Origin of the sequence: Pseudonocardia sp. DR1-2 (assembly GCF_023717215.1) — a bacterium.
GTDB lineage: Bacteria > Actinomycetota > Actinomycetes > Mycobacteriales > Pseudonocardiaceae > Pseudonocardia > Pseudonocardia alni.
In genome coordinates, this window is the sequence record NZ_JAMQOF010000005.1 from 1 (window position 1) to 25,853 (window position 25,853).

Genomic DNA, 25,853 nt, shown 5'->3' on the forward strand with positions numbered 1-25,853 from the left:
TTTCGAGGTCTGCCCGGTCCGCATCGACATCCCCGAGGTGCTGGTGCACCTGCGCGCCGAGGTCGTCGACGCCCACCGGAGGGCGAGCCGGGTGCCGTCGGTGCAGGACGTCGCGATGCGGGCGGCGTCGTGGACGCTGTCCTCGGCCACGCGCACCGGCGCCGCGGAACGTGTCGCCGGGATCGGCGGGAGGCTGGCCGGACGGCTGGGCCGCACCGCGCCCGGCGGGCGCAGCATCCTCGGCGCGGTGCCCGGCCCGGCGAGCGCCTGGTCGGACTCGCGCGACGTGCCGGTACCGGCTGCCGAGTCCTTCCGGGAGTGGTGGACCAGGACCGACGGCGGGCGGAGCCGGAGCGACGACACCGACGGCGGGCGGAGCCGGAGCGACGACACCGACGGCGGACGGAGCCGGAGCGACGACACCGACGGCGGACGGAGCCGGAGCGACGACACCGACGGCGGACGGAGCCGGAGCGACGACACCGACGGCGGGCGCAGGAACGGGGACGGGGCATGAGCGCGCGCGAGGCGATCCTGGCGAAGGCCCGGCGGGCCCTGACCGACGTGCCCGACGTCGAGCCGGTGCTCGACGTCGAGGTGGTCCGGCCGGTCCCCGACCGGTCGCTGCCGCACGCGCAGGTCGTCGACCTGTTCGACGAGCGGGTCGCGGACTACCGCGCCGTCGTCGAGCGGGCGGACCCGGACACCGCGGCGGCGCGGGTCGCCGGTGCCCTGGCCGGCCGGCCCCCGCTCGCGGGCTCCGGCCCGCTGCGGATCCTGGTGCCGCCGGGCTTCCCGGCCGGCCTGGTGCCCGACGACGTCGAGGTCGTCCCGGACGGGCCGGACGTCGCGGTGGCGGAGCTGGACCGCTGCGACGGCGTGCTGTCGACGGCCGCGATCGGCATCGCCGAGACCGGCACGATCATCCTCGACCACGGTCCGGGCCAGGGCCGGCGCGCCGCGACGCTGGTCCCCGACCTGCACGTCTGCGTGATCCGCGCCGACCAGGTCGTGGCCGGGGTGCCGGAGGCGGTGGCGGCGCTGGACCCGGCGCGGCCGCACACCTGGATCAGCGGGCCGAGCGCGACCAGCGACATCGAGCTGGACCGGGTGGAGGGTGTGCACGGGCCGCGGACACTGCACGTGGTGATCGTCAGCTGACGGTTCCGGCGGGGCCGGCGCCGGTGGTGCCGCCGGACGTGCTGCGGCTGCCCCGCGGGGCGGGCGACGCCGTCCGGAGCCCGGCGTCGCCGAGCGTCCGCACCACCACCGTCGCGATGTCCTCCGCCGAGCGCGCGGCCGGGCCCGTGGGCAGCACCATGTGGCTGACGGTGAGCCGGGCGGCGGTCTCGGCGGCGAGCCGGACGTCGTGCTCGCGGGCCCCGGGCCGGACCCGGCGCAGGTAGCCCGCGGACCGCTCGGCCGCGGCCGCGATGATCGGACCGGAGTCGGCGCCGAACGCGGACGGGACCGCCGCGTCGCCGCTGAGCAGGGCCTTGATCAGCGGGTTCTCCCCCGCCTCGGTGAGGGCGGCGTCGACCGCGGCGACCCACGCCGCGTACAGGTCGGGCTCGCCGTCGAGGGCCGCCTCGATCCGGTCGAGGAACCGGTCGGTGGCGCGCAGCATCAGGGCCGCGGCGAGGCCGTCACGGTCGCCGAACTCGCTGTAGAGGGTCTGCCTGCTGACTCCGACCCGGCGGGCGAGCTCGGGCATCGACGGGCGTTCCCCCGCGACCGCGAGGCGTTCGGCGACGTCGAGGACCTCACCGCGCAGCTCGTCGCGGGCCCGCCGCGCCATCGTCCGCCGCTCGCTCATGGAAGACATCATGACACGACCCGTCCACCATCTGGACAGTTCTGTCGTATGTGTCTAACTTCGGCGGGGACACCGACGTCGAGGCCCGAGGAGCAATGCCGTGAAGCTGGTGCAGCAGGCGCGTGAGCGCTGGTCGTCCGTCCTCACCCTGCCCGCACCCGACCGGCTCGACGACGCGCTGCTCGCCACCGGCGCCCGGAGCCACCGCCCCGTGCCGTTCGGCCCGGCACCGCACGGGCTGGCCGAGGTCCCCGGTGACGAGGGGATGCCGCTGCTCGGCCACGCGCTGGCCTACATCCGGTTCGGGCACCGCTTCACCCGCGCCCGCACCGAGGCACTCGGCCCGGTGTGGTGGATGCGGTCCCCGGTCGGCCGGGCGATCGTCGTGACCGGCCCGGCCGCGACCCGGGAGGTGCTCACCAACCGGGACAAGGCGTTCTCCCAGGAGGGGTGGCGCGCGACGGTCGACGCGTTCTTCCACCGCGGCCTGATGCTGCTCGACTTCGACGAGCACCGCGCGCACCGGCGGATCATGCAGGAGGCCTTCACCGCCGACCGGATCTCCAGCTACGTCGCCGCGACCACCCCCGTCGTGCGCGAGGTGCTGCCGACCTGGCCGGAGCGGCTGCGGCTCTACCCGGCGCTCAAGCGGCTCACCCTGGACGTCGCGCAGGCGGTGTTCATGGACGCCCGCTCCGGGCCGGAGGCCGAGGCGGTGAACCGGGCGTTCGTCGACTGCGTCCGGGCCGCGAACTCCTTCGTCCGCAAGGACCTGCCCGGTACCCGGTGGCGGCGCGGGCTGCGCGGGCGGGTGGTGCTGGAGAACTGGTTCCGGGAGAACCTGGCGGCCAAGCGTGCGGGCGAGGGCACCGACCTGTTCTCCGCGCTGTGCCACGCCCGCACCGACGACGGCGAGACGTTCTCCGACGACGACGTCGTCAACCACATGATCTTCCTGATGATGGCCGCACACGACACGTCGACCACCACGACGGCGTCGGCGGCGCACCACCTCGCGCGCAACCCGGTCTGGCAGGAGCGCTGCCGCGCCGAGTCCGACGCGCTCGCCGAGCGGATCTCCGACCGCGCCCCGACCGTGGCCGAGCTGCGCGAGCTGACCTCGCTGGACCTGGTGATCCGGGAGGCCCTGCGGCTCGACGCGCCGGTACCGCTGGTCATGCGGACGGCGGTGAAGGACACCGCGGTCGCCGGGCACCACGTGCCTGCGGCGACGCGGGTCGTCGTCGCGCAGGCGGTGAACCACTACGACCGGTCCTGCTGGACCGACCCGGAGCGCTTCGACCCCGAGCGGTTCTCCCCCGACCGGCGGGAGGACCGCTCCGACCGCGACGCGTGGATCCCGTTCGGCGGTGGTGTGCACAAGTGCATCGGGCTGCACTTCGGGACCCTGGAGGTCACCGCGATCCTGCACGAGATGCTGCGCCGCTACCGGTGGAGCGTCGAGCCCTCCTACCGGCTGCGCTGGGACAACACCTCGCTGCCGGTGCCGGTGGGCGGCATCCCGGTGCGGCTCACCCCGCGCTGACGGCCCACTCGTCGCGGGCGATCCGCACGGCCAGCTCCAGCAGCGCGACGGCCGCGCCGTGCAGCCGCTCCCCCACCGCGCGGTCCGCCTCGCCCGCGGCGACCCGCGCCCAGGTGCCCTCCAGCACGACGCCGAGCTTGAACGCGGCCAGCCCCGCGTACCAGGTGATGCCGGTGGTGTCGCGGCCGCCGGCGTCGGCGTAGGCGGCGACGAGCTCGGCCCGGGTGGGGAGCCCGCCGTGCCCGGCGAGCTCGGTCCCGGCGCCGAACCCGACGGGGTCGACCGGCCAGGTGACCAGCAGCCAGCCGAGGTCGAGCAGCGGGTCGCCGACGGTGCACATCTCCCAGTCGACCAGCGCGGCCACCCGCGGCCGGGTCCGCTCCAGCAGCACGTTGTTCAGGTGCAGGTCCCCGTGCGCGACGCCCGGTTCCGGCTCGGGCGGCCGGTGCCGGGTCAGCCAGTCCGCGGCGACGGCCACGTCGGGCAGGTCGCCCGGGTCGTAGCCGGGCACCTCGGAGTAGGACGCCAGCTGCCCGGTCCAGCGTGGCACCTGCCGTTCCAGGAACGGGCCGGGGCGGCGCAGCCCGTCGAGCCCGACGGCGGCCGGGTCGAGACGTCCCAGCCGGGCCGCGGCCCGGGCCACGTCGAGCACCGCGCCGTGCCGCAGCGCCGGGGTCGCGGCCTGCTCGGGCGAGACCCGCTCGCCGGGGTTGACGCCGTCCACGTCGGACATCAGGTAGAACGGCCTGCCGAGCACCCCGGCGTCGGTGCACGCGGCGACGAGCTCCGGGTGCGGCACGTCGGTGCCGCGCAGCGCGCCGAGCACGGTGATCTCGCGGGCGATGGTGCGGGCCGACCCCGGCCGCGGGTGCACCGGCGGGGAGCGCAGGACCAGCGGCCTGCCGTCGACGACGGTGCGCAGCACCACGTTCTGGGTGCCGCCGCCGACCGGTTCCAGCTCGCCGGACCAGTCGCCGAGGCCCTGGTCGCGCAGCCAGGCCCCGAGCGCGGCACGGTCGACGACGTCGGCCGGGGACCTCACGTCGACCACGCCATCCCGCCGTCGACCTTGATCGTCGCGCCGGTGGTGTAGCCGGCGTCCGGGCCGGTCAGGTAGAGGATGGCACCGACGACCTCGGCGGCCTCCCCCACCCGTCCGGCGGGGACGGTGCCGGCGATCCGCGTGCGGAACTCCTCGGTCCAGTGCTCGGCGATGTCGGTCCGGACCGGACCGGGCATCACCGTGTTGACCCGCACCGACGGCGCGTAGGCGCGGGCGAGCCCGACGGTCAGGGCGTTGAGCCCGGCCTTGGCCAGCGCGTAGGGCAGCTCGCCGGGGCCGGGCATCACCGCCGCGACCGAGGAGACGTTCACGATCGCGCCGCCGCCCGCCGCGGCCATGAGCTCCCCGCAGCGGGCCCCGAGCCGGTAGGCGCCGCGCAGGTTCACGGCGAGGACCTTGTCGAACAGTTCCTCGGTGACCTCGGTGAGCGACCCGTAGAGCGGGGACATGCCGGCGTTGTTGACCAGCACGTCGATCCGGCCGTACTCGGCGAGCACCCGGTCCACCAGGGCGTCGCAGTCCGCCCAGCGGCCCACGTGGCAGCCGACGCCCAGTGCCGGCGTGCCGTGCTCCGCGGTCAGCTCCGCGGCCAGCGCGGTGCACGCCTCGGCCCTGCGGCTGGCGACGACGACCGTGTCGCCGCGGGCCGCGTACGCCGCGCACGCCGCCCGACCGATCCCCCGGCTCCCGCCGGTGACGACGACGACCCGGCCTCCGTCGCTCGACGCGCTCATCTCAGGACGCCCCGGAGCCCCCGGCGTTCCACTCACGGTCCTTGCGGTCCTCGGACTCGGTGCGCTCCTTGGCGATCTCCAGCGCGCGGGCCGCGGTGGCCTTGTCCGGGTACGGGCCGAGCCGGTCGGCCGATCGGCAGCCCTCGGCGGTCTCCACGGTGCCGTGCTTGAGGCAGTAGAACCATTGCTCGTCGCTCATGGGACCACCCTGGCACCGATCCACCCCGCCTGTCTCCCGCCGCGCCGGTCCGGCGATGGCAGGCTGGGGGCATGGCACTGGTGCTCGGGGTGGACTCCTCCACCCAGTCCTGCAAGGTCGTCGTCCGCGACGCCGACACCGGCGAGCTCGTCCGTTCCGGGCGCGCCGCACACCCGGACGGCACGGAGATCGCGCCCCGGCTCTGGTGGGAGGCGTTGGAGGCCGCGATCGACGACGCGGGCGGCCTCGACGGCGTCGCGGCGCTGTCGGTCGCGGGCCAGCAGCACGGCATGGTCTGCCTCGACGAGCGCGGCGAGGTCGTCCGCGACGCGCTGCTGTGGAACGACACCCGCTCGGCCGCCGCCGCCGGCGAGCTCGTCGAGGAGTTCGGCGCGCAGCAGTGGGCGGAGACGACCGGCGTCGTCCCGGTGGCCTCGATCACCCTGGCCAAGCTGCGCTGGCTCGCCGCGCACGAGCCCGACCACGCCGCCCGCACCGCGGCGGTGTGCCTGCCGCACGACTGGCTGACCTGGAAGCTCCGCGGTGGCGGGGTCCCCGGCGGCGCGGGGCTCGACGAGCTGGTCACCGATCGGTCCGACGCCTCGGGCACCGGCTGGTTCGACGGCGTCGACTACCGCCCCGAGCTGCTGGAACGCTTCTTCGGGTCGACGCCGGCGCTGCCGCGGCTGCTCGGCCCGGCCGAGTCCGTCGACGGGCCGGGCGGGATCCGGGTCGGCGCCGGGGCGGGCGACAACGCGGCCGCCGGGCTGGGTGTCGACGCCGGCGACGACGTCGTCGTCTCGCTGGGCACCTCCGGCACGGTGTTCGCCCGATCGGAGCGTCGCGCCCAGGACCCCTCCGGGATCGTCGCCGGGTTCTCCGACGCCACCGGTGCCTACCTGCCGCTGGTGTGCACGCTCAACGCCTCCCGGGTGCTGGATGCGACCCGGCGGCTGCTCGGCGTGGACCACGACGAGCTGGGCCGCCTCGCGCTGGCCGCCGAGCCGGGCGCGGGCGGCCTGGTCGTGGTGCCCTACCTGGAGGGCGAGCGGACCCCGAACCTGCCCGACGCCACCGGCGCACTGCACGGCTGGACGCTGGCGTCGGGGACCCGGGAGAACCTGGCCCGGGCCGCGGTCGAGGGCATGCTGTCCGCACAGCGGGTCGGGCTGGAGGCGCTGCGCGAGCAGGGTGTCACCGTGTCCGGGGTGACCCTGGTCGGCGGGGCGGCCCGCTCCGAGGCGGTCTGCCGGATCGCCGCGCAGGTCTTCGAGGTGCCGGTGCGGGTGCCCGAGCCCGGCGAGTACGTGGCCGACGGCGCCGCCCGCCAGGCCGCGTGGGCGCTGCACGGCGGCGCGACGCCGCCGTCGTGGAGCGCCGGTGCCGAACCGGCACGCTACGAGGCCGACCCGGCACCGGCGGCCTGGGAGCGCTACCGCGAGGCGGCGAGGGCCTTCCTGGACCGGGTCGCGGGATGACCAGCGAGGGCCCGAAGCGGCTCCTGGTCCTCGGCAAGATCACCGACATCCTGGACGCCTTCACCCTGCAGCGCCCCGTGCTCGGGCTGGGCGAGATCCAGCAGGCGACCGGCATCCCGACCTCGACGGTGCAGCGGCTGGTGTCCAACATGGTCGCCGAGGGGCTGCTGGACCGGGTCGGGGACCGGGTGCGGATCGGGATCCGGATGGCCTACTGGGCCGGGGCCGCGGCCCGCGGGGTGGACCTGCTGGAGCTGGCCGGGCCGCTGCTGCGCGAGCTGCGCGACACCACCGGGGAGACCGCGTCGCTGTTCCGGGCCGAGGGCAGGCACCGGGTGTGCGTCGCCGTCGCCGAGACGCGGCACGCACTGCGCCGGGAGATGCACGTCGGCAAGGTCATCCCGCTGCACACCGGCTCGGCGGGCCGGGTCCTGCTCGCCTGGGCCCCCGAGCTGGCCGCGCAGGTGCTGGCCGGCCCGCTGCCGTCGCTGACCGAGTACACCGTGACCGACCCGGAGACGCTGCGCGCGCTGCTGGACGACACCCGCCGCGACGGGTTCGCGATCACCGTCGCCGAGCGCGACGACGGCGGCTCCGGGCTGTCCGTGCCGGTGTTCGACCACGCCGGGGAGGTGACCGCGGCGCTCACCGTCAGCGGACCGACCATCCGGTTCGGCCGCTCGGAGTGCGAGAAGTGCGTGGACCTGCTGGTCGGGGCCGCGGAGCGGCTGACCCGCACCCTCGGCGGGCGCCCGCCGGGCTGACCCGGCGGCCGGCTCAGCGATCGCAGCCGGGGTCCCGGCCGGTCAGCGCCACGATGCGCTCGATCGGCGTCGCCCCGGGGCCCGGTTCGACGGCGGGCGCGAACACACCCATGCCCCGCCCCTGCTCCGCCATGGCCGACACCGCGGTGAGCGTGGCGTCGAGGACCTCCGCGGGCCACTGCGGATCGACTCCCACCGCACGGCCGAGGTCCCATCCGTGCACCACGAGCTCACCCAGCACCATCCCGCCGATGACGGCGGCCGGGACCTGCTCGCCCATGGTCACCGTGCCGTCCCAGGCCGCCGGTTCCGACCACACGACCACCAGGTCCTCCCGGGCGGCGTGGAGCCGGACGGGCTAGTCCCCGGTGACCGGAGCGGTCGGTTCGGGTCCGTCGGCCGGTCCGTGCCCGGAGCGCCGCCCCACCTCGGCGAGCACAGGGGTCCAGTACAGGAGGTGGCCAAGCAGGTCCTGCAGGTCCCATTCCGAGCACGGCGTGGGACGGGTCAGCGGGAGCCGGGCCGCGGCCGCGACGAGCGGGACGTGTGCGGCCGCCGCGGCGGCGATGTGACGGTGCATGACGGCGACGCTAGGGCCCGGGCGCGCCCGGGGTCTTGGACGAACGCGACGGTTCCGCCGGATCCCGGCATACTCGCCCACCGTGGACGAAGACCCCCGCCGCCTCCCGCCGGCCCGGGCCCGTCACCAGCGGGTGCGCACCGTGCTCCCACCGGCCGACCTGGCGGGCTTCGTCGAGCGGTTCTGGATCGTCGACTGGCACTACGACCGGCCCTACCGGCAGAAGGTCGTCCCCTACCCGCAGGTGCACCTGACCGTTCAGCCGGGGGCCGCCGCGATGCTGGCCGGGCCGGCGACCCGGTACGTCCACCGCGAGCTGACCGGGACCGGCCGGGTGGTCGGGGCGGCGTTGCGGGCGGGCACGGCCCGGGCGCTGGTCGGCGCACCCGTCTCGACCGTCACCGACCGCCGATGCCCGGTCGCCGGAGTCGTCGCCGCGGACGTGAACGGGCTGACCGACCACCTGCGCGCGAGGTTGCCCGCCGACGGGCCGGACCGGGCCGCGGCACAGGCACGGGACCTCGTGGCCACCGTGGCCGGGGACCGATCGCTGGTCCGGGTCGACGATCTGGCCCGCGACAGCGCGACCAGCGTCCGTTCGCTGCAACGGCTGTTCCACGACCACGTCGGGGTCGGTCCGAAGTGGGTCATCCGTCGCTACCGGCTGCACGAGGTGACCGAGCTGATGGCGGCGGGCGTGCCGGTACGGTGGGCCGAGGTCGCCGCCGACCTCGGCTACGCCGACCAGGCCCACCTCAGCCGGGATTTCACCAGGATGTTCGGCGAGCCCCCGACGTCCTACGCGCGGCGCTACTGACCGTCGTCCGTGCGGTCCCGGCGCGGTCCCGCCGTCCACGGGAAGGCCTGGGCGTTCGAGCGGACCCCGCGGGCGGTCGCCGAGCGCATCGGCTCCCCCAGCTCGGCGAGCAGGTCCTCCGACCACGTCACGAGGTCGGCCAGCACCGCGGGGGTCAGCCAGTCCGGGCGCAGCGCGAACAGCAGGTCCTCGCTGGCGGTGTTGCCGCTGGCACCGGGCGCGAACGGGCAGCCGCCCAGCCCGCCCAGCGCGCCGTCGAGGACGGTCGCACCGTTCTGCACCGCGGCGAGTGCGTTCGCGACGCCCTGGCCCCAGGTGTCGTGGCCGTGGAAGGCGATGCGACGGCCGTCGGCGACCGCGGCGACGCGCCCGACCAGCGACCCGACCTCGGCCGGGTTCGCCTGACCGAGGGTGTCGCAGACGACGACGTCGCAGGAGCCCGCGGTGCGCGGGTCGGCGACGATCCCGGCCACCCGGTCCGGATCGACCGGTCCGTCGAACGGGCAGGTGAACGCCGTCGCGAGGCACAGCTGGATGCGTCCGCCCGCGGCACGCGCGTGCTCGACGGCCTGCGGCATCGCGTCGAGGGAGACGGAGGTGTCACGGCCGATGTTGGCGTTGTTGTGCGCGTCGGACACCGAGAAGCAGTACTGGACGTTGCGGGCCCCGGCGGCCACCGCCTTCTGCACGTGCCGCGGCGTCGCCACCCACACCCAGCAGCGCTCCAGCTCCTCCGGTGTCAGCGCGGCGACGACGTCGAGGGTGTCCGCCAGCGGCGGCACCAGGTCGCCGCGGGCCAGCGACCCGATCTCCAGCTCCGGCACGCCCGCGCCGAGCAGCGCGCGGACCAGCCCGACCTTGCGGTCGGTGGGCAGCGGCTTGCCGGTGAGCTGGAGCCCGTCGCGCAGCGTGACGTCCCGCAGGACGACCCCGTCGGTGCTCATGCGTCCTCCCCCGATGCGGCCCGGATCGTGTCCGGGGTGTACCCGAGCAGCCCGCCGAGGACGTCGGCGGTGTCGGCGCCCAGGTCCGGCCCGACCGAGCGGACCGGGACCGACCGGCCGTCGAGCACCGGCACGATGCCGGGGAACCCGACCCGTGCGGGTTCGGCGCCGCCGGTGTCGACGTCGAAGTACTGGACCATGTCGCGGGCGCGGAACTGCTCGTCGGCGACGATGTCGGCGGCGGAGTGGATCGGCCCGGCCGGGACGCCGGCCTCCTCCAGCTTCGCGAGGACCTCGTCGCGAGGCAGCGAGCGGGTCCAGGTCTCGATGGCGCCGTCGAGCTCGTCGCGGCGCGCCCAGCGGCCCGCGTTGGAGGCCAGCTCCGGGTCGGCGCCCAGGTCCGCGCGGCCGATGACGGTCATGAACCGGCCGTAGATGGAGTCGCCGTTGCCGGCGATCACGACGCTGCCCCCGTCCGCGCAGACGTAGGCGTTGGACGGGGCGATGCCCTCCATCCGCCCGCCGACGCGGCGCCGCTCGACGCCGTAGGCGAGGTGGTCGGGGACGAGGGACTCCATCATCGAGAACACGGCCTCGTTGAGCGCGACGTCCATGCAGCGCCGGTCCAGCGCGGGCCGGTCCGTGCGGCTCTCGCGCTGGTAGAGACCCATCATCGCGGAGAACGCGCCGTAGAGCCCGGCGATCGAGTCCCCGATCGACACCCCGGTCCGCGACGGCGGCCGGTCGGCCTCCCCGACGAGGGCGCGCAGCCCGCCCATCGCCTCGGCGACGGCGGCGAACCCCGGCCGCGACGACAGCGGCCCGGTCTGCCCGAACGCCGAGATCCGCACGAGCACGACGTCGGGGTTGACGGCGTCGAGCTCGGCCGGGCCCAGCCCCCACTTCTCCAGCGTGCCGGGCCGGAAGTTCTCCAGCACCACGTCGGAGCGGGCGGCCAGGTCCAGCACGGCCTGCTTCCCCGCGGCCGAGCGCATGTCGAGGGTGATGGAGCGCTTGTTGCGGTTCAGCGTCCGGTACAGCATCGAGGTGTCCCCGGCGTAGAGCCGCCAGTTGCGGATCTCGTCGCCGGTACCGGGGCGCTCGACCTTGATCACCTCGGCGCCGAAGTCGGCGAGCAGGCGTCCGGCGGTGGGGGCGGCGATGTAGTTGCCGAGCTCGAGCACCCGGACCCCGGACAGCGGAAGTTGCGACACGACTCTCCCTAGACGACGAGCGACAGCGGCAGGATCACCAGGATCGCGACGACGGAGGCGATGGAGACCCCGACCGAGCAGGTCTTGAGCGTCCCGCGCACGGACTGCCCGAGCAGCGACTGCAGCAGCCAGAACGTGTTCGAGGTGACGTGGACGGCGAACAGCGCCCCGGCACCGGCGGCCAGCGCGATCAGGACCGGGGCCAGGCCGATCACCGGGGCGACCGGGGCGAGCACCCCGGCCGCGGTGATCGCCGAGATCGTCACCGACCCGATCGCGACGTGCAGCACGGCGGCGATCAGCCACACCATGAGCAGGGGGGCGGCGGTACTCGCCGAGAAGAAGCGGCCGAGGATCTCGCCGAGGCCCGCCTCGGAGATCGTCGTGGCGAGCGAGCCGCCGACGCCGGTGAGGATCAGGATCTGCCCGCTCTCGCGGAACCCGTCGGAGACCGCGGCCTCGACCATGCCGCGCCCGTGGGCGACCCCGACGACGGCGGTGGTCCCGATCAGCGCGAGCAGCAGCGCGATCACCGGCTCGCCCAGGAACGCGATGACGGGGTGGGTGATCCCGGCCGCGTCGAGGACGGCGCCCGCGGCGATGAGCAGCAGACCCACCAGCAGCGGCCCGAACAGCAGGGCCAGCGGCAGCTCGCGACGCGCGGTGCCGGACACCGCGGTGCCGACGGCGGCCGGGACCGCGCCCCCGCCGGGCCCGGCTCCGTGTCCCCCGTCCGTGCCCCCGCCGTCCGGGGAGCCGGTACCGGTGGGCCGTCCCCCGGCGCTCCCGGCGTCGGGTGCGGCGGTGTCCGGCGAGTCGGCCTCCGCACCGGCGGGCACGCCCGCGGCGACCGGCTCCTGCTCGTCGCGGGCCGGGTCCCACCAGCCGCGGCGCAGCAGCACGGACATGATCCCGGTCGCGATGAGCACGGTCGGCACCACGACGACCAGGCCCAGGATCAGCATCTGGCCCAGCGGCACCCCGAGCACACCGGCGAGTGCGACCGCACCGACACCGGGGACCATGAACACGATCCCGCACTCCAGGCCGATCGCGAGCGCGGTCGCCATCCGCGGCAGCCCCTTGTCCCCGATGCGCGGAGCGATCCGCCGGGCCAGCGGTGCGGAGATGACCAGCAGCACGTCGACGAAGATCGACTGGAGTGCGGTGGAGACGGTGACGGCGGTGGCGTAGGGCATCCCGCGCGGGCCGCAGGCCGTCAGCAGCGCGGAGACCAGCCGTTCGATGGCGCCCGCGTGGTGCAGCATCGCGCCGGTCAGGACACCGAAGGCGATGAGCAGCCCGACGTCGGCCAGGATGTCGCCGAACCCGCCGGTGACCGCGTCGACCGTCCCCGTCACCCCCAGGCCGGCGGTCAGGCCCAGGTAGACGGCGCCGATGACGAGGGAGATCACCGGGTTGAGCCGGAACCTCACGATCAGCACGACGACGGCGAGCACGGCGACGGCCGTGTTCACCACGATGACGGTGTCCGACACGATGATCCCCCTGGCATCGACGACGATGTCGCACCCACATCATGAACTCAGACCCACCATGCGGGCAACCCCGCAGGTCAGGCGGCGGCCAGCGCCCCACCGAACCCGATCAGCGCGACCCCGGCGACGACGTCACCGGCGCGGCGCACGCGGCGCCGGGTGAAGAAGGCCCGCGCCCGGTGCACGGCGAGGACCAGGCCGACCCCGTAGACGCCGCCGAGCACCGCCACCGACAGCGCCAGCAGCAGCGCGTCGGCGGTGGTCGTCACCCCCGGCACGAGGAACTGCGGCAGCACCGACAGGTACATGACCAGCACCTTCGGGTTGGTGATGTTCGAGCCGAAGCCGACCAGGAACGACCGCCGCGCCGGCAGCCGCGGACCGCCGTCGGGGACCACGGGGTAGTCCCCGCGGCGCGCGGCCCGCAGCGCCTGCACCCCGAGCACGCAGAGGTAGACCACCCCGGCCCAGCGGATCACGGTGAACGCGGTGTGCGAGCTCGCGACGAGCACCCCGAGCCCGAACGCCGCGGCGCCGCCCTGCAGGGCGTTGCCGGTGAACACCCCGGCCAGCGTCGAGAGTCCGCCCGCGCGCCCGCCGACCAGCGAGGCCCGCAGCATCACGAAGGTGTCCGGGCCGGGCATCAGCACCAGCCCGACGACGATCAACAGGTAGGCACCGTAGGACGTCCAGCTCACGACGGGCCATCGTAGGCTGCTGCCCCGTGAGATCCCGCCGGCGCCGCACGTCCCGGGAGGCGTCCCCGCTCCCGACGGTCGACGGCCTCGCGCCGGCCCGCGTCCGCACCCCGGCGACCGGCGGGTGGGCGACGATGCGCGACCACCTCGTCGACCGGTTCCCGCACGTCGCGGAGCGGATCGACGCACGGCTGGCGGCCGGGGAGATCGTGACCGCGGACGGCCCGGTCACCCCGGCCACGCCGTACACGCCGTCGACGACGCTGTGGCTCTACCGCGACGAGCCCGACGAGGTACCGGTGCCGTTCGGGCTGCCGGTGCTGCACGCCGACGACGACGTGGTCGTGGTCGACAAGCCGCACCTGCTCGCGACGATCCCGCGGGGCAGCCACGTCCGCCAGACCGTGCTGGTGCGGCTGCGCCACGAGCTGGGGCTGCCCGCGCTCAGCCCGGCGCACCGGCTCGACCGCGCCACCGCGGGGGTCCTGCTGCTGGTGGTGCGCCCCGAGCTACGCGGCGCCTACCAGACGTTGTTCGCCCGCGGCCGGGTCACGAAGACCTACGAGGCGCTCGCCCGGTTCGACCCGGACCTGGAGCTGCCGCGCACCGAGGTGTCGCGGATCGTGAAGCGGCCCGGGGTGTTCGCCGCCGTCACCGAGGACGGCGAGCCGAACGCCGAGACCCGCGTCGAACTCGCCGGGCTGCGGGGCGAGCGGGCCCTGTACCGGCTGACCCCGCGCACCGGGCGGACCCATCAGCTGCGGGTGCACCTGAACGGGCTGGGCGTGCCGATCCTCGGCGACGACGTCTACCCCGAGCTGCACCGGCGGGCGCCGGAGGACTTCACCCGCCCGCTGCAGCTGCTCTCGCGTGCCCTGGAGTTCGACGACCCGGTGACCGGGGCGCGGCGGCGCTTCGTCAGCGGCCGCACCCTGCAGGCGTGGGACGACCCGGACGGCTGGGCCGCCGGGACGCCGCACGAGTGGTGATCAGCCGACGCTGCGGTCGTCGCCGTCGTCGAGGTGGTGGCCGTTGCGGTGCCCGCCGGGCACCGGCGCGCCGTTGACGGCGCCGTTGCGCGCACCACCGGCCGGTCCGTGCGGGCCGTGGTCCTCCGCGGCGCGGTGGCGGCCCTCGCGCAGACCCCGCTGGTAGCTGGCCAGCCGGTTGCGCACCCGGTCGGGCTGGCGCTCCCGCGACCCGGTCGGCGCGAGACCGTTCGGGGTGTCCCGCCACGACGGCGGCACCATCGCCTGCCCGGGCAGACGCTGCGGCAGGCCCTGTGCGGTGGTCGGCAGGTCGACGACCCGGTCGGCCCGGATCCGGGCGGCGTCGAACTCGGCGTCGCCCGCGGTGCGCCAGTTGTCGTTCTGCGTGACCGGGAGCGCCGTCGTCTCGGTCGATCCCGGCTCACGGAACCAGGCCGAGGCGACCGCCGCGAAGATCGGCGTGTCGTCCGCGTCGTCCACGGGCACCGGCACCTCCGAGTCGAACGGTCCGAACAGCTCCACCGGCGGGGTCGCCTCCGCCGCGCCGGTGACGGGAAGTGCCTCGGTGGCCGGGGGGTCCTCCGGCGCGGGCGGCGGTGGCGGGGCGCCGTTGCGCGCCGGGCCGGTGCCCGGCGACGGCGGTCCGTACGGCGGGCGCGGGCCCGGGCCGGGGCCGGGCGTACCGGGGCCGGACCCGTTCGGTCCGGGACCGGCCGGGCCGGGGGCCTGCGGACGGGCAGCCGGGGCACCGGATCCGGCGAAGGGGGCCGCGGCCGCGATCCCGCCGGCCGGGCGGGGGGCACGGCGGGGCAGCCCGGCGGGCGCCGCGGGCTCGTCCCGTTCGGGGGCGACCGGCGGCCAGCTGCGCTCGGGTTCCGCCACCGGGGTCTCCCGGGGCGGCCACGGCACGTCCGCCGCCGCGGCCGGTGCGGGTGCGGGGGCGGGTGCCGGGCGGCGCAGCGACGCCGTCGTCCCGGTCCCGGCCTGCTCGGCGGACTCGGCCGGCTGCGGCTCCGCGGCGGGCGCGGCGGGCGCGGCGGACTCGGAGCGGCCACCGCCGAGGACCGAGGACGGCAGGTGGAGCACGGCGATCGGGGCGATCGCGGAGTTCCCGGCGGGGGCGCGGACGCCGAGCCGGGCGCCGATGGCGCGGGCCAGCCGCGCGGCCACGTGCAGGCCGATCTCCTGCGGGGCGACCGGGCCACCGGGGGTCGCCGAGCCCAGCGCGCGGTCCAGTTCCTCGACCGGGGTGCGGTGCCGCGGCGACTGGGTCCCCTGGAGCTCGACGACGATCCCGCCGTCGGGACCCCAGCGGGTCAGCAGCTCGATGCGCTCCCCGGCCGGGGTGGCGCTCGCGGCGTGGGCGAGCAGCTCGGCCAGGATCTGGCCCAGGACGGGCTCGGCGGTCGCGTCGACCGAGACGCTCGGGGTCGGCGGGACGATCGTGCGCGAGGCCGCCTCACTCGCGGAGACGACGGCGTTGAGCGCCTGGCCGAGCGGGGTCGACGGGGCCGCGAGCCGGGGCCCGCGGGGGGCGCCGGCGAGGACGAGGATGTGGTCGCCGTCGCGGGCCCCGCGGCGGGCGGCCGCGGCCAGCTCGGCGAGGTCGGCCAGCGCACCCGGGCGCAGCTCGCCGGCACGCAGCCGTTCGGTCAGCAGCTGCTGGCGCTCCGAACGGGCCCGCAACCGGTGCGCGATCGCGGCCAGCACCGCGTCCCCGGCCGAGGCACCCGCCGGGCCGGACGGGTTGGGCGGCGGGTCGTCTCGCGCCACGCGATCGTCCTCCGAACCGTTCGGACGGCGCCCGGGGTCGGACGCCACGTCAGTACCCGCTCGGGTAGCGGGCGGGACGGTTGCGAAGCCTACTCGTCGGTCCGCCCAGCGCTCGCTCTGATGCGGTGGGCGGTGGATCGTGGACGGGCGGGCGGCGCGCCCCCCGCGGGCGGGTCACCGGGGTGCCCGGACGGGCACGACGGGCGGCCGGGCGGCCGCGCCGGAGGGGTGCTCACTCGAACCGCGACGGGTCCCCCGCGCCGTGCCGCACGATCTCCGGCTCGTCGCCGGACAGGTCGACGACGGTGGTCGGCTCGGTGCCGCAGTCCCCGGAGTCGATGACCGCGTCGACCTGGTTCTCCAGCTCCTCCTTGATCTCCCAGCCCTGCGTCATCGGCTCGTCGTGGCCGGGCAGCAGCAGCGTCGAGGACAGCAGCGGCTCCCCCAGCTCGGCCAGCAGCGCCTGGGTGGTGGCGTGGTCGGGGATACGCACGCCGACGGTCTTCTTCTTCGGGTGCAGCAGCTGCTTGGGCACCTCCTTGGTGGCCGGGAGGATGAAGGTGTAGCTGCCCGGGGTGGACGCCTTCACCGCGCGGAACACGGAGTTGGAGATCTGCACGAACTGCCCGAGCTGCGCGAACTCCGCGCACACGAGGGTGAAGTGGTGCCGGTCGTCGAGCTTGCGGATCTGCCGGATCCGCTCCAGGCCGTCGCGGTTGCCCAACGAGCAGCCCAGCGCGAAGCACGAGTCGGTCGGGTAGGCGATCAGGCCGCCGGACCGCACGAGGTCCACGACCTGTCCGATGCTGCGCGGCTGCGGGTTCTGCGGGTGCACGTCGAAGTACCGGGCCATCGCGGCAACGTACCGGCTCGGCGGCCCACCCGGGGAGTTCGACGACCGGGCGGTCGCGGTGCGGCGGGAAACCGTTGCCCGCGATGCGCGGAGGGGGCCAGGATGCGATCCATGCACGTCGTGGAATACCGGCCGGAACGGCACGAGTTCGCCTGGACCTTCGGTGGCGTGCCACCGGTGCGCCGGGTCGCGCCCGGGACCTGCCTGCGGCTGTGGACCGAGGACGCGTTCTCCGGGCGGCTCACGTCCACCTCGGACCGTCCGAGCGCGGTGCTCGACATGAGCGAGGTGAACCCGCAGACCGGGCCGTTCCACGTCGAGGGCGCCGAGCCGGGCGACACCCTGGCCATCCACCTCGTGGAGCTGACCCCGGCCCGGGACTGGGGTGCCTCCACCCTGATCCCGCTGTTCGGGGCGCTGTCGACGACCGACCGCACGGCGCTGCTGCACGAGCCGCTCCCCGAGCGGACCTGGATCTACCAGCTCGACCGGGCCGCGGGGACGGTGCTGTTCGAGGCGACGAGCGCGGACCTGCGCCTGGAGCTGCCGTGCAACCCGATGCTCGGCACCGTCGGCGTCGCCCCGCCCGGGCGGGAGGTGCGCAGCTCGCTGGTGCCCGACGTGTTCGGCGGGAACATGGACACCCCGGAGATGCGCGCCGGGGCCACCTGCTACCTGCAGGTCAACGTGCCCGGTGCGCTGTTCTCGGTCGGCGACGGCCACTACCGACAGGGCGAGGGCGAGAGCTGCGGTACGGCCGTCGAGGGCGCGATGGACGTCGTGCTGATCGTCGAGCTGATCAAGAACGCCCCGGTCCCGGCGTGGCCGCGGATCGAGACCGACACCCACTACGTCGTCGTCGGGTCCTCCCGTCCGCTGGAGGACGCGTGGCGGGCCAGCCAGGTCGGGATGATCGCCTGGCTGGGCGAGCTGTACGGGCTGGACCGGCTGGACGCCTACCAGCTGCTCACCCAGGCCGCGGAGTCGCCGCTGGCCAACGTCGTCGACACCAACTACAGCGCCGTCACCAAGATCGCGAAGGCGCTGCTCCCGGCCGCCGCGGCCTACGGCGGCGTCCACCGTCACCTGCGCGAGCAGGCCCGCTCCCTGTGAGAGAGGCCCATTCCATGGACATGCTGCTGAACGGACGTGTCGTGCTCGTGACCGGAGGGTCGCGCGGGATCGGGCGCGCGGTCGTCGCCGGGCTGGCGGCGGAGGGCGCGCGGGTCGCGTTCTGCGCCCGCGACGCCGACGGGGTCGCCGCCGCCGAGCAGGAGCTGCGCGCCGCGGGTGCCGGCGAGGTGGCCGGGACCGCCGTCGACGTCGCCGACGGCGAGGCCCTCGGCCGCTGGGTCGCCGACAGCGCCGAGCGGTTCGGGGCGGTGGACGCGGTCGTCGCGAACGTGAGCGCGCTGGCGATCGGCCCGGGCGAGCAGAACTGGCGCTCGAGCTTCGAGGTCGACCTGCTGCACACCGTGCGCCTGGTGGAGGCCGCGCTGCCGCACCTGGAGCGCAGCGACGCCGCCTCGGTCACCGCGGTGTCCAGCGTGTCCGGCCGCGAGATCGACTTCGCCGACGGCTCCTACGGCGTCATGAAGGCCGCGCTCGTGCACTACGTCTCCGGCCTGGCGTTCGACCTCGCGCCGAAGGGCATCCGGGCCAACGCGGTCTCCCCCGGCAACGTCTACTTCCCCGGCGGGGTGTGGGCGAACGTCGAGCAGCACGACCCCGCGCTGTACGCGCACGCGATGGGACTCAACCCGACCGGCCGGATGGGCACCCCGGAGGAGACCGCCTACGCGGTGGTCTCGCTGGTCAGCCCGCGGGCGAGCCGGATCAGCGGCACCAACCTGGTGGTCGACGGGGCGCTGACCCGCGGGGTGCAGCTCTGACCCCTCACCCCAGCGCCTCGCGCACCACGCGCTCGGCGGGCGCGGTCCCGGCCGGCAGGTCGAACGCCGGCTCGCTCGCGGGCTCCAGCGGTGGCTGGGCGATCACCCGGGGCCGCCGGGCCGCCGGGGACATCGCCTGGGCGCGGTGCACGACGAACGGGTGCACCAGGTAGACGTCGCCGGCCCGGCCGCAGGCCGCGACCTCCGGGCGTCGCGCCGTCGCGGGAACGGCCTCGCCGCAGAACGGCAGCCAGTCCGCACCGGCCGCACCGTGGGGCGCGAGCAGTGGCGCGACGTCGCGGTGGGATCCGGGGCGCAGCAGCGTCGGGGCGTCGTCCGGGCCGACGTCGGAGTAGAGGAACAGCATCAGCAGGGACCGGCCCCGCGAGTCCACCGACAGCCGCGGTCCGCCGTCGGGCCCGGTGAAGGAAGACTCGACGTGCCATCCGTCGTCGCCGGGTGCACGACAGCGGGCGGCCGCCGCCGTCGTGAACGCGCCCGGGACGTGCACCCAGCCCTCACGGACGAACTGCTCGATCATCGCGCCACAGGGTGCCCCGGTGACGCGGTCGCGGCGACCGGTTTCCCGTCGAACCGGACACTCCATCCCGAACCGGTCCCGGGTTAGGGTCACCTCACCTGACCGAAGGAGACCGTCCGTGACGCCGCCCCGGGCCGCGGTGGCCCTCGCCGCCCTGCTCACCCTGTTCCTCGCCGCGTGCTCCGCGCCCGGCTCGGGCCCCACCGACGGCGGGGAGACCCGCACGGTCGCCACCGCGCGCGGCGAGGTCGCGGTCCCGGCCGCGCCGCGGCGGGTCGTCGTGCTGGAGCCGGTGCAGCTCGACACCACCGTCGCCCTCGACGCACCGCCGGTCGGGGCCGGGGTCCTGTCCGAGGGCACCGGGGTGCCCGCCTACCTCGGCGACGCCGGTGCGCAGGTGGCGGTCGTCGGGACCGTCGCCGAGCCCGACCTGGAACGGATCGCGGCCCAGCGACCCGACCTGATCCTGGGCACCGAGTCCCGGCACGCCGCGCTGTACGACCGGCTGACCGCGATCGCGCCGACGGCGTTCATGGCCTCGCAGGCCGACCCGTGGCAGGACAACGTCCGCTTCGTCGGCCGGGCGCTCGGCCGCGAGGCCGACACCGAGCAGCTGCTCGCCCGCTACCGGGACCGCTGCGCCGAGGTGGCGCGCACCCACGACACGGCCGGGCGGACCGCGCAGATGATCCGCCCCCGCGACGGTCTGCTCACCCTGTACGGGCCGACGTCGTTCGCGGGCAGCACCCTGGAGTGCGCCGGGTTCACCATCCCGCCCCGGGACTGGGAGGACTCGATCTCGGTGGACCTGTCCCCCGAGCTGGTCCAGCAGGCCCGCGCCGACGAGGTGTTCCTGACCGCGACCGACCCGGCGTCGCCGTCGGCGGTGCCACCGGCCGTCCAGGCGGTGCGCGCGCAGGTCTTCCCCCGGCTGCACCCGGTCGACCAGTCGGTCTGGATCACCGGGGTCGGGCCGCTCGGCGGGCAGAGGGTGCTCGACGACATCGAGCGGACGCTGGGCCGGTGAGCCCCCTGTCGGGGTCGCCGAACGTCCTGTTCGCCGCCCGGGTGCTCGCCGTCGGCGTGCCCTCACCCGGGTTCCGGCGGATCGTCCTGGGCGGTCCGGAGCTGTCGCGGTTCGCCCCGCACGGCCGGGACCAGCGGGTCAAGCTGCTGGTCCCGCCGGACGACGGCTACCCCGCCTCGCTCACCTCCGGCCTGCCGGAACGCGAGTGGCGGGCCCGGCTGCGGGAGCTGCCCGCCGACACGCGGCCGGTGCTGCGCAGCTACACCCCGGCCGCGGTACGGCCGGGGCGCGGTGAGGTCGACCTCGACGTGTTCCGCCACTCCCGGCCGGGCCCGGCGAGCGCGTGGGCCGCGGTCGCCCTCCCCGGCGACGCCGTCCTGCTCTCGGGGCCGGACGTGCGGCGCGGCAACCCCGGTCACGGCGTGCAGTGGGACCCGGGCCCCGCCACCGAGGTACTGATCACCGGCGACGAGACCGCGCTGCCCGCCGTGCGCGGCATCCTCGCCGCACTCCCGCCGCACCACCGGGGCCGGGTGCTCGTCGAGGTCGGCGACCCGGCCGACGCCGTCGGGCTCACCGACGCCCATCCGGGGGTGACGGTGGAGGTCTGCCGGCGGCCCGGGCGCCCGCTGCTCGACGCCGTCGCCGACTGGGCCGACGCCCACGGTGCCGCGGCCGCCCGCCTCGGCGAGCACTTCTACGCCTGGAACGCCACCGAGAGCACGCGGGTGGCGCGGGTGCGGGCGCTGCTGCACGAGGCGGGCGTCGCCCCGGACCGGGTCCACGCGCAGGGCTACTGGCACGACCGGCCCCGTCCCGCTGCCCGCTGATCACCCGGCCGTCATCCGGGTGTGGCCCTGCGGCCATGACCGGCGCGCAGCGTTGCCACACGTGGACGAGACCCCGGTCGAGCCTCAGGCCGACGCCCCCGACACCCTGATCCCGCACCCCGCCGCGGCCGGCCCCGGGCACTTCCGGGTCGACGACTCCGACGACGACGACCCGACTCTCGTCGGTCCCGAGGGCAGCCCGGTCGACACCTGGCGCCAGGGCTACCCCTACGACGACCGTCTGTCCCGCCTGGAGTACGAGCGCCAGAAGCGGCTGCTGCAGATCGAGCTGCTGAAGCTGCAGAACTGGGTCAAGGACACCGGCAACCGGATCGTCGTGCTGTTCGAGGGCCGCGACGCCGCGGGCAAGGGCGGGACGATCAAGCGGTTCACCGAGCACCTCAACCCCCGCGGCTGCCGGGTGGTGGCGCTGGAGAAGCCGACCGAGCGCGAGGCCGGCCAGTGGTACTTCCAGCGCTACGTGCAGCATCTGCCCTCGGCCGGGGAGATCGTGCTGTTCGACCGGTCCTGGTACAACCGGGCCGGCGTCGAGCGGGTCATGGGCTTCACCGACCCCCGCTCCTACATGGAGTTCCTGCGGGCCACCCCGGAGCTGGAGCGGATGCTCGTGCGGTCCGGGGTCCACCTGGTGAAGCTGTGGTTCTCGGTGTCACGCGACGAGCAGCGCACCCGCTTCCTGATCCGTCAGGTCGACCCGGTGCGCCAGTGGAAGCTGTCCCCGATGGACCTCGCCTCACTGGACAAGTGGGAGGCCTACACCGAGGCCAAGGAGGCGATGTTCTTCTACACCGACACCAAGGACGCTCCCTGGACGGTGATCAAGAGCAACGACAAGAAGCGCGCACGGCTCGAGGCGATGCGCCACGTCCTGGGCCTGTTCGACTACCCCGGCAAGGACACCGGGGTGGCGTCCCCGCCGGACCGGCTCATCGTCGGGCCCGCCGCGGAGATGTTCGAGCAGGACGAGGGCCCGAACCGCTTCCCGCCGCTGACCGACAAGCACCACTGACCCGCGGGGGCGACGCTCAGGCGGGCTCGGCCACCAGCGTCATGGTCAGCGAGTGGCCGAGGCCCAGGCCGGGTCCCGCGGCCCGTTCGAGTCCGAGCAGGGTCCCGGCGAGCCGGTCGGCGTCGGCGTCGGCGAGCGGTCCCGCCCCCCGGTACGGCTCCAGGGCGCCGTTCCAGCGGTCGGCGAACCCGCGCAGCCAGGACAGCACCTCCTCCGGGGCGCCTCCGGTCGCGGGGGTGAACCGGAGGTCGTCGGGGTCGACCCGGGACGGGTCGCGGACCAGGTCGTTCACCAGGGTCCGGAAGCGCGGCACCGCCGGGTGGAAGGTGCCGGTGGCGGTGTGCCGTCCGACCAGGACCGACCGGTCGACGGCGGTGCGCGACACCAGCCGCGCACCGCTGCCGGCCAGCGCGGCGTCGACGGTGGCGTCGAGTTCGGCGCGGCCGTAGAAGGTCATCGGCTCGGAGATCGCCCCGCCGCCGCCGGCGAAGAAGCTCATCGCGTAGTCCCAGCGCTCGGTGCCCCAGCGGGGCTGCCACTCCACCGAGTACCGGCCGAGGACGTCGACGACGACCGCGGCGCGCCGCCCCCGGGCCGCGACGGCCGTCAGCACCGATCCCAGTGCGGCGACGAGCTCGTCGCGGGTGAGGTGGGAGTACGGCACCCCGCAGGACAGGTAGAGGTCGAACGCGCCGTCGGGCAGCGCGTCGCGCACGTCGCCGAGCACGAACGACGCCGACGGCGAACCGACGGTGTCCCGCGCGGTGGCGACCATCTCCGGATCGACGTCGAGACCGACGTAGCGCAGCCGGTCCTCCGCGACGATCGGCGCGGCGTCCGGTGCCGGACGGGTGAGGAGGGCGAACCCGTCGGCGGTGCCGGACCCGACGTCGAGCACGGCGACCGGGGACCCGGGCCGCAGGTGCAGCGCGGCCAGCGCACCCGCGATGACCCGCCGGGTGACCGGCTCCTCGGAGCCGACCTTGACGGGGTCCCGTCGCGACGGGGACAGGTAGTGGGCGCTCGCGCCGCGGTAGGACGGGGCCTGCTCGGAACGGCTCACCGTTCCTTCCTACACCGAGAAGATCATTCTCGGCTCACCGCGGGCGGCCGGGGTCGGGCCGGCCGCCCGCGGGAGGTCAGCGGGGACGACTCAGGCGAGGTCGTCCAGCTCGCCGTTCCTGATCGAGGCCAGGAAGGCGGCCATCTCGGTCGCCGGGAAGGCGAGCACGGTGCCGTGCGGGTCCCGCGAGTTGCGGACGGCCACGGTCCCCCCGGTCACGACGGCGAGCTCGACGCAGTTGCCCTGGTAGCCGCTGCGCACGCTCTTGCGCCACGCCAGCGAATCGATCGCCGCGGGGTCGCTCAGGTGCATCTGTTCCATGCGAATGCTCACCTCATCTGCACGTGCATTCTCCGTTGCGGAGAAGCTAGCAGGGGGCAAGCGGTTCGGTCGTGCAAAACAGGACGGACGCGCCCGGCGGTCGTCCGGCCGCGCCCGAGTGCGCCGCACCGGCCGCGGGCGGTCGGCATCGGACGGTGTCCCCCGCTACCGGGGACAGTGGTGCCGTTCGTCGCCCGGAAGCGACGTCGGTGCAGGTCAGCGCTCGGCGCGCAGTTTGCTCAGGGCCTGCTTGGTCTGCTCCGGGCTGAGCGCGTCGACGGTGAGCCGGTCCATCGACCGGCCGTAGCGCTCGACGTCGGCCCGCTTGTCCAGATAGGAGGACCCGGTCATCTCCTCGAGGTAGACCAGGTCGGGCAGCTCGGGCTCGGCGAAGCGCAGCATGGTGAAGGCGTGCTCGGCGCCGTAGCCGGACAGGTCCCAGGGCAGCAGCTGGACGATGACGTTGGGCAGCGACGACAGCTCGACCAGGTGGTCGAGCTGGGCGCGGAAGACCGCCTCCCCGCCGACCGGCCGGTGCAGCACGGCCTCGTCGAGCACGGTCCAGAAGGTCGGGGCGTCCTTGCGGTGCAGCACGCGCTGACGCCGCAGCCGCACCTCCAGGCGCTTCTCGACGTCGGCCCGCTCGGCGGGCGGCAGATCGGCGTGGCCGCCGCTGACGACCGCGCGGGCGTAGTCCTCGGTCTGCAGCAGGCCGGGGACGAACAGCAGCTCGTAGGACGAGATCCGCGACGCCGAGGCCTCCAGACCCACGAAGTCCTCGAACCAGCCGGGGACGACGTCGTTGTACCGGGCCCACCAGCCGCTGGAGTTGCTCTCCTCGGCCATCGACAGCACCTGGTCGCGCTCGGGGCCCTCGGCGACGCCGTACATCGTCAGCAGGTCGGCCACGTCGCGCTGCTTGAACCCGACCTTGCCGGACTCCAGCCTGCTCATCTTCGAGTCCGAGCCGCGGATCGCGTACGCCGCGTCGGCCCGGGAGATGCCCGCGCGCTCCCGCAGCCGGCGCAGGTGGGAACCGAGGACGATGCGCCGCGCGGTCGGGCCGCGGTCGGCACCGGGCGGGGTGGGGCTGTTCGGGCTGGGGACCACCGGGACGGGCTCCTGCGGGTTGCGGGGACTGCCGATCGGGTGACCCAGCCTACACAACGGTTCCGCAGGTCGTCAGCGGTCTCGATCACCGGGCACTTCCGGACGGTGACGGTGCGTGCCCGTCGGGCCGGTCCGCTACGGTGGCCGCACCGGTGATCGGCGCCACGACGGGCGTCGCCCGGGCACCGACCGACGACCCGGCGCGACGGCGCCGACGACGCAGTGAGGACTCCGCCGATGGCCCAGCCGACCGAGGGTCGCGCTCCCGCGTACATCGACACGACCAAGGCCAGCATCGCCCGGGTCTACGACTACGCGCTCGGTGGGAAGGACAACTACGAGGTCGACCGGGAGACCATCGAACGGGTCCGGCAGGTGGCCCCCGAGGTCAACATGCTCGCGATCGACAACCGGGCGTTCCTCATCCGGGCGGCGCGCTTCATCGCCACCCAGACCTCCATCACCCAGTACCTGGACTGCGGCTCCGGCCTGCCGACCGCGGAGAACACCCACCAGGTGGTGCAGCGGCTGCAGCCCGAGGCCCGGGTCGCCTACGTCGACAACGACCCGACCGTCATCGCGCACGGCCAGGCGCTGCTGGAGGACAACGAGTTCACCCGCTTCTCCGCCGCGGACATCCGCGAGCCGGAGACGGTGCTGGCCGACCCGACGGTCCAGGGCTTCCTCGACCTGGACCAGCCGCTCGCGCTGTTCCAGATCGGCACCATCCACCACTTCGACGACGCCGTGGACCCGCAGGCCATCATGGCGCGCTACATCGAGCGGCTCGCCCCCGGCAGCGTCGTCGCGATCGCGCACTTCTTCGACCCGGAGAACGCCGACAGCGAGCTGGCCCGCCGGATGGAGCAGGTCTTCGTCCACAGCCCGATGGGCAGCGGCCGGTTCCGCACGCACGCCGAGATCAGCGGCCTGTTCCCCGGGCTCGAACTGGTCGACCCGGGCATCGTCCCGTGCTACCGGTGGTGGCCCGACGGCCCGCAGCTGCGCACCGAGGACCCGGTGCAGCGCTGCATCGTCGGCGGGGTCGGCATCAAGCGATGAGTTCGCGGGG

General features: G+C 75.2%; 27 protein-coding genes and 2 pseudogenes. 13 read left to right on the plus strand and 16 right to left on the minus strand.

Going from position 1 to position 25,853, the window contains the following annotated elements; genetic code table 11:
• Together ND486_RS15650 and ND486_RS15655 are read left to right on the plus strand one after the other, a co-directional pair.
• A pseudogene (locus tag ND486_RS15650) lies at nt 1-517 on the plus strand (lactate utilisation protein LutB domain-containing protein); the annotation flags it as partial.
• Nucleotides 514-1,161, plus strand: a complete 648-nt coding sequence (locus ND486_RS15655) for an LUD domain-containing protein (RefSeq protein WP_251784922.1) — start codon at nt 514-516, stop codon at nt 1,159-1,161. The pseudogene ND486_RS15650 and the gene ND486_RS15655, both read left to right, overlap by 4 nt.
• Here the strand turns inward: ND486_RS15655 and ND486_RS15660 are convergent.
• Nucleotides 1,154-1,816 (minus strand): TetR family transcriptional regulator, encoded by a 663-nt coding sequence (locus ND486_RS15660; RefSeq protein ID WP_251784923.1) that lies wholly within the window; start codon nt 1,814-1,816, stop codon nt 1,154-1,156. The genes ND486_RS15655 and ND486_RS15660 overlap by 8 nt on opposite strands.
• 100 nt (nt 1,817-1,916) lie before the next feature.
• On the opposite strand from ND486_RS15660, the gene ND486_RS15665 reads away from it, so the two are divergent.
• Nucleotides 1,917-3,362 (plus strand): cytochrome P450, encoded by a 1,446-nt coding sequence (locus ND486_RS15665; RefSeq protein WP_251784924.1) that lies wholly within the window; start codon nt 1,917-1,919, stop codon nt 3,360-3,362.
• Here the strand turns inward: ND486_RS15665 and ND486_RS15670 are convergent.
• The 3 genes from ND486_RS15670 to ND486_RS15680 are packed head-to-tail and all read right to left on the minus strand — an operon-like array spanning nt 3,349 to nt 5,358.
• Nucleotides 3,349-4,404 carry a phosphotransferase family protein gene (locus ND486_RS15670; protein ID WP_251784925.1) on the minus strand — a complete coding sequence of 352 codons (1,056 nt, stop codon included), beginning with the start codon at nt 4,402-4,404 and terminating at the stop codon, nt 3,349-3,351. The two genes, ND486_RS15665 and ND486_RS15670, sit on opposite strands and share 14 nt — an antisense overlap.
• Entirely contained in the window at nt 4,401-5,159 is a 759-nt protein-coding gene (locus ND486_RS15675) for an SDR family NAD(P)-dependent oxidoreductase (protein ID WP_251784926.1), read from the minus strand. The genes ND486_RS15670 and ND486_RS15675 overlap by 4 nt, the downstream gene beginning before the upstream one ends.
• A gap of 1 nt (nt 5,160) precedes the next feature.
• Nucleotides 5,161-5,358 (minus strand): hypothetical protein, encoded by a 198-nt coding sequence (locus tag ND486_RS15680; RefSeq protein WP_062395865.1) that lies wholly within the window; start codon nt 5,356-5,358, stop codon nt 5,161-5,163.
• Between the two features lie 71 nt (nt 5,359-5,429).
• Here ND486_RS15680 and ND486_RS15685 point away from each other — a divergent pair, with 71 nt between their 5' ends.
• Entirely contained in the window at nt 5,430-6,836 is a 1,407-nt protein-coding gene (locus tag ND486_RS15685) for a xylulokinase (protein ID WP_251784927.1), read from the plus strand.
• Nucleotides 6,833-7,600: an IclR family transcriptional regulator gene (locus tag ND486_RS15690; protein ID WP_251784928.1), complete on the plus strand. Its 768-nt coding sequence runs from the start codon at nt 6,833-6,835 to the stop codon at nt 7,598-7,600. Before ND486_RS15685 ends, ND486_RS15690 begins: the two co-directional genes overlap by 4 nt.
• A gap of 13 nt (nt 7,601-7,613) precedes the next feature.
• Here ND486_RS15690 and ND486_RS15695 read toward each other — a convergent pair.
• Together ND486_RS15695 and ND486_RS15700 are read right to left on the minus strand one after the other, a co-directional pair.
• Nucleotides 7,614-7,940 (minus strand): annotated as a pseudogene (locus ND486_RS15695) (TIGR03086 family metal-binding protein); the annotation flags it as partial.
• A gap of 18 nt (nt 7,941-7,958) precedes the next feature.
• Nucleotides 7,959-8,180 (minus strand): maleylpyruvate isomerase N-terminal domain-containing protein, encoded by a 222-nt coding sequence (locus ND486_RS15700; RefSeq protein ID WP_251784930.1) that lies wholly within the window; start codon nt 8,178-8,180, stop codon nt 7,959-7,961.
• Between the two features lie 82 nt (nt 8,181-8,262).
• Between ND486_RS15700 and ND486_RS15705 the strand changes: the two genes are divergently transcribed.
• Nucleotides 8,263-8,997, plus strand: a complete 735-nt coding sequence (locus ND486_RS15705; protein WP_251784931.1) for a helix-turn-helix domain-containing protein — start codon at nt 8,263-8,265, stop codon at nt 8,995-8,997.
• Here ND486_RS15705 and ND486_RS15710 read toward each other — a convergent pair.
• The 4 genes from ND486_RS15710 to ND486_RS15725 form a co-directional block, all read right to left on the minus strand.
• On the minus strand, nt 8,991-9,941 hold the full coding sequence (locus ND486_RS15710) for a hydroxymethylglutaryl-CoA lyase (protein WP_251784932.1): 951 nt from the start codon (nt 9,939-9,941) through the stop codon (nt 8,991-8,993). The two genes, ND486_RS15705 and ND486_RS15710, sit on opposite strands and share 7 nt — an antisense overlap.
• Nucleotides 9,938-11,155 (minus strand): CaiB/BaiF CoA-transferase family protein, encoded by a 1,218-nt coding sequence (locus ND486_RS15715; RefSeq protein ID WP_208820074.1) that lies wholly within the window; start codon nt 11,153-11,155, stop codon nt 9,938-9,940. Before ND486_RS15715 ends, ND486_RS15710 begins: the two co-directional genes overlap by 4 nt.
• An 8-nt stretch (nt 11,156-11,163) precedes the next feature.
• Nucleotides 11,164-12,654, minus strand: a complete 1,491-nt coding sequence (locus tag ND486_RS29795; RefSeq protein WP_251784933.1) for a GntP family permease — start codon at nt 12,652-12,654, stop codon at nt 11,164-11,166.
• Nucleotides 12,655-12,731: 77 nt separating this feature from the next.
• Nucleotides 12,732-13,352: a LysE family translocator gene (locus ND486_RS15725; RefSeq protein ID WP_179762490.1), complete on the minus strand. Its 621-nt coding sequence runs from the start codon at nt 13,350-13,352 to the stop codon at nt 12,732-12,734.
• A 26-nt stretch (nt 13,353-13,378) separates the two neighbouring features.
• Here ND486_RS15725 and ND486_RS15730 point away from each other — a divergent pair, with 26 nt between their 5' ends.
• Nucleotides 13,379-14,341, plus strand: coding sequence for a pseudouridine synthase (locus tag ND486_RS15730; RefSeq protein ID WP_251784934.1), 963 nt, complete (start codon nt 13,379-13,381; stop codon nt 14,339-14,341).
• Here the strand turns inward: ND486_RS15730 and ND486_RS29180 are convergent, their stop codons facing one another.
• Nucleotides 14,342-16,114 carry a hypothetical protein gene (locus tag ND486_RS29180; RefSeq protein ID WP_285898828.1) on the minus strand — a complete coding sequence of 591 codons (1,773 nt, stop codon included), beginning with the start codon at nt 16,112-16,114 and terminating at the stop codon, nt 14,342-14,344.
• Nucleotides 16,115-16,346: 232 nt separating this feature from the next.
• Entirely contained in the window at nt 16,347-16,967 is a 621-nt protein-coding gene (locus ND486_RS15740; protein ID WP_062395872.1) for an L-threonylcarbamoyladenylate synthase, read from the minus strand.
• A gap of 111 nt (nt 16,968-17,078) precedes the next feature.
• On the opposite strand from ND486_RS15740, the gene ND486_RS15745 reads away from it, so the two are divergent.
• Nucleotides 17,079-18,080, plus strand: a complete 1,002-nt coding sequence (locus ND486_RS15745; RefSeq protein ID WP_062395873.1) for an acetamidase/formamidase family protein — start codon at nt 17,079-17,081, stop codon at nt 18,078-18,080.
• A 14-nt stretch (nt 18,081-18,094) separates the two neighbouring features.
• Nucleotides 18,095-18,859, plus strand: coding sequence for an SDR family NAD(P)-dependent oxidoreductase (locus ND486_RS15750; protein WP_073574493.1), 765 nt, complete (start codon nt 18,095-18,097; stop codon nt 18,857-18,859).
• 4 nt (nt 18,860-18,863) lie between these two features.
• On the opposite strand, the gene ND486_RS15755 is transcribed toward ND486_RS15750, so the two are convergent.
• Nucleotides 18,864-19,400, minus strand: a complete 537-nt coding sequence (locus tag ND486_RS15755; protein ID WP_251784935.1) for a phytanoyl-CoA dioxygenase family protein — start codon at nt 19,398-19,400, stop codon at nt 18,864-18,866.
• A 118-nt stretch (nt 19,401-19,518) separates the two neighbouring features.
• Between ND486_RS15755 and ND486_RS15760 the strand changes: the two genes are divergently transcribed.
• From ND486_RS15760 to ppk2, 3 genes are all read left to right on the plus strand, one after another.
• Nucleotides 19,519-20,427 carry an iron-siderophore ABC transporter substrate-binding protein gene (locus tag ND486_RS15760; protein WP_251784936.1) on the plus strand — a complete coding sequence of 303 codons (909 nt, stop codon included), beginning with the start codon at nt 19,519-19,521 and terminating at the stop codon, nt 20,425-20,427.
• Nucleotides 20,424-21,257: a siderophore-interacting protein gene (locus tag ND486_RS15765; protein WP_251784937.1), complete on the plus strand. Its 834-nt coding sequence runs from the start codon at nt 20,424-20,426 to the stop codon at nt 21,255-21,257. Before ND486_RS15760 ends, ND486_RS15765 begins: the two co-directional genes overlap by 4 nt.
• 61 nt (nt 21,258-21,318) lie before the next feature.
• Nucleotides 21,319-22,287 carry a polyphosphate kinase 2 gene (ppk2, locus tag ND486_RS15770; protein WP_251784938.1) on the plus strand — a complete coding sequence of 323 codons (969 nt, stop codon included), beginning with the start codon at nt 21,319-21,321 and terminating at the stop codon, nt 22,285-22,287.
• A 16-nt stretch (nt 22,288-22,303) separates the two neighbouring features.
• On the opposite strand, the gene ND486_RS15775 is transcribed toward ppk2, so the two are convergent.
• The 3 genes from ND486_RS15775 to ND486_RS15785 all read right to left on the minus strand — a co-directional run bounded on the left by ND486_RS15775 (nt 22,304) and on the right by ND486_RS15785 (nt 24,781).
• A complete protein-coding gene (locus ND486_RS15775) occupies nt 22,304-23,350 on the minus strand; it encodes a class I SAM-dependent methyltransferase (protein WP_178373505.1) in 1,047 nt (348 codons plus the stop codon).
• 90 nt (nt 23,351-23,440) lie between these two features.
• A complete protein-coding gene (locus tag ND486_RS15780; RefSeq protein WP_251784939.1) occupies nt 23,441-23,671 on the minus strand; it encodes a DUF397 domain-containing protein in 231 nt (76 codons plus the stop codon).
• Nucleotides 23,672-23,887: 216 nt separating this feature from the next.
• On the minus strand, nt 23,888-24,781 hold the full coding sequence (locus ND486_RS15785) for a helix-turn-helix transcriptional regulator (RefSeq protein WP_251784940.1): 894 nt from the start codon (nt 24,779-24,781) through the stop codon (nt 23,888-23,890).
• A gap of 237 nt (nt 24,782-25,018) precedes the next feature.
• Between ND486_RS15785 and ND486_RS15790 the strand changes: the two genes are divergently transcribed.
• Nucleotides 25,019-25,843 carry an SAM-dependent methyltransferase gene (locus ND486_RS15790; RefSeq protein WP_251784941.1) on the plus strand — a complete coding sequence of 275 codons (825 nt, stop codon included), beginning with the start codon at nt 25,019-25,021 and terminating at the stop codon, nt 25,841-25,843.
• The last annotated feature ends 10 nt before the right edge of the window (nt 25,844-25,853 follow it).

Bases quoted from the DNA above. Each gene is read 5' to 3' on its own strand.
- ND486_RS15655 (WP_251784922.1), top strand. From the start codon at position 514: ATGAGCGCGCGCGAGGCGATCCTGGCGAAGGCCCGGCGGGCCCTGACC.
- ND486_RS15745 (WP_062395873.1), top strand. From the start codon at position 17,079: ATGCACGTCGTGGAATACCGGCCGGAACGGCACGAGTTCGCCTGGACC.
- ND486_RS15710 (WP_251784932.1), bottom strand. From the start codon at position 9,941: ATGAGCACCGACGGGGTCGTCCTGCGGGACGTCACGCTGCGCGACGGG.
- ND486_RS15685 (WP_251784927.1), top strand. From the start codon at position 5,430: ATGGCACTGGTGCTCGGGGTGGACTCCTCCACCCAGTCCTGCAAGGTC.
- ND486_RS15755 (WP_251784935.1), bottom strand. From the start codon at position 19,400: ATGATCGAGCAGTTCGTCCGTGAGGGCTGGGTGCACGTCCCGGGCGCG.
- ND486_RS15790 (WP_251784941.1), top strand. From the start codon at position 25,019: ATGGCCCAGCCGACCGAGGGTCGCGCTCCCGCGTACATCGACACGACC.
- ND486_RS15680 (WP_062395865.1), bottom strand. From the start codon at position 5,358: ATGAGCGACGAGCAATGGTTCTACTGCCTCAAGCACGGCACCGTGGAG.
- ND486_RS15740 (WP_062395872.1), bottom strand. From the start codon at position 16,967: ATGGCCCGGTACTTCGACGTGCACCCGCAGAACCCGCAGCCGCGCAGC.
- ND486_RS15675 (WP_251784926.1), bottom strand. From the start codon at position 5,159: ATGAGCGCGTCGAGCGACGGAGGCCGGGTCGTCGTCGTCACCGGCGGG.
- ND486_RS15700 (WP_251784930.1), bottom strand. From the start codon at position 8,180: ATGCACCGTCACATCGCCGCCGCGGCGGCCGCACACGTCCCGCTCGTC.
- ND486_RS15690 (WP_251784928.1), top strand. From the start codon at position 6,833: ATGACCAGCGAGGGCCCGAAGCGGCTCCTGGTCCTCGGCAAGATCACC.
- ND486_RS15780 (WP_251784939.1), bottom strand. From the start codon at position 23,671: ATGGAACAGATGCACCTGAGCGACCCCGCGGCGATCGATTCGCTGGCG.
- ND486_RS15660 (WP_251784923.1), bottom strand. From the start codon at position 1,816: ATGAGCGAGCGGCGGACGATGGCGCGGCGGGCCCGCGACGAGCTGCGC.
- ND486_RS15750 (WP_073574493.1), top strand. From the start codon at position 18,095: ATGGACATGCTGCTGAACGGACGTGTCGTGCTCGTGACCGGAGGGTCG.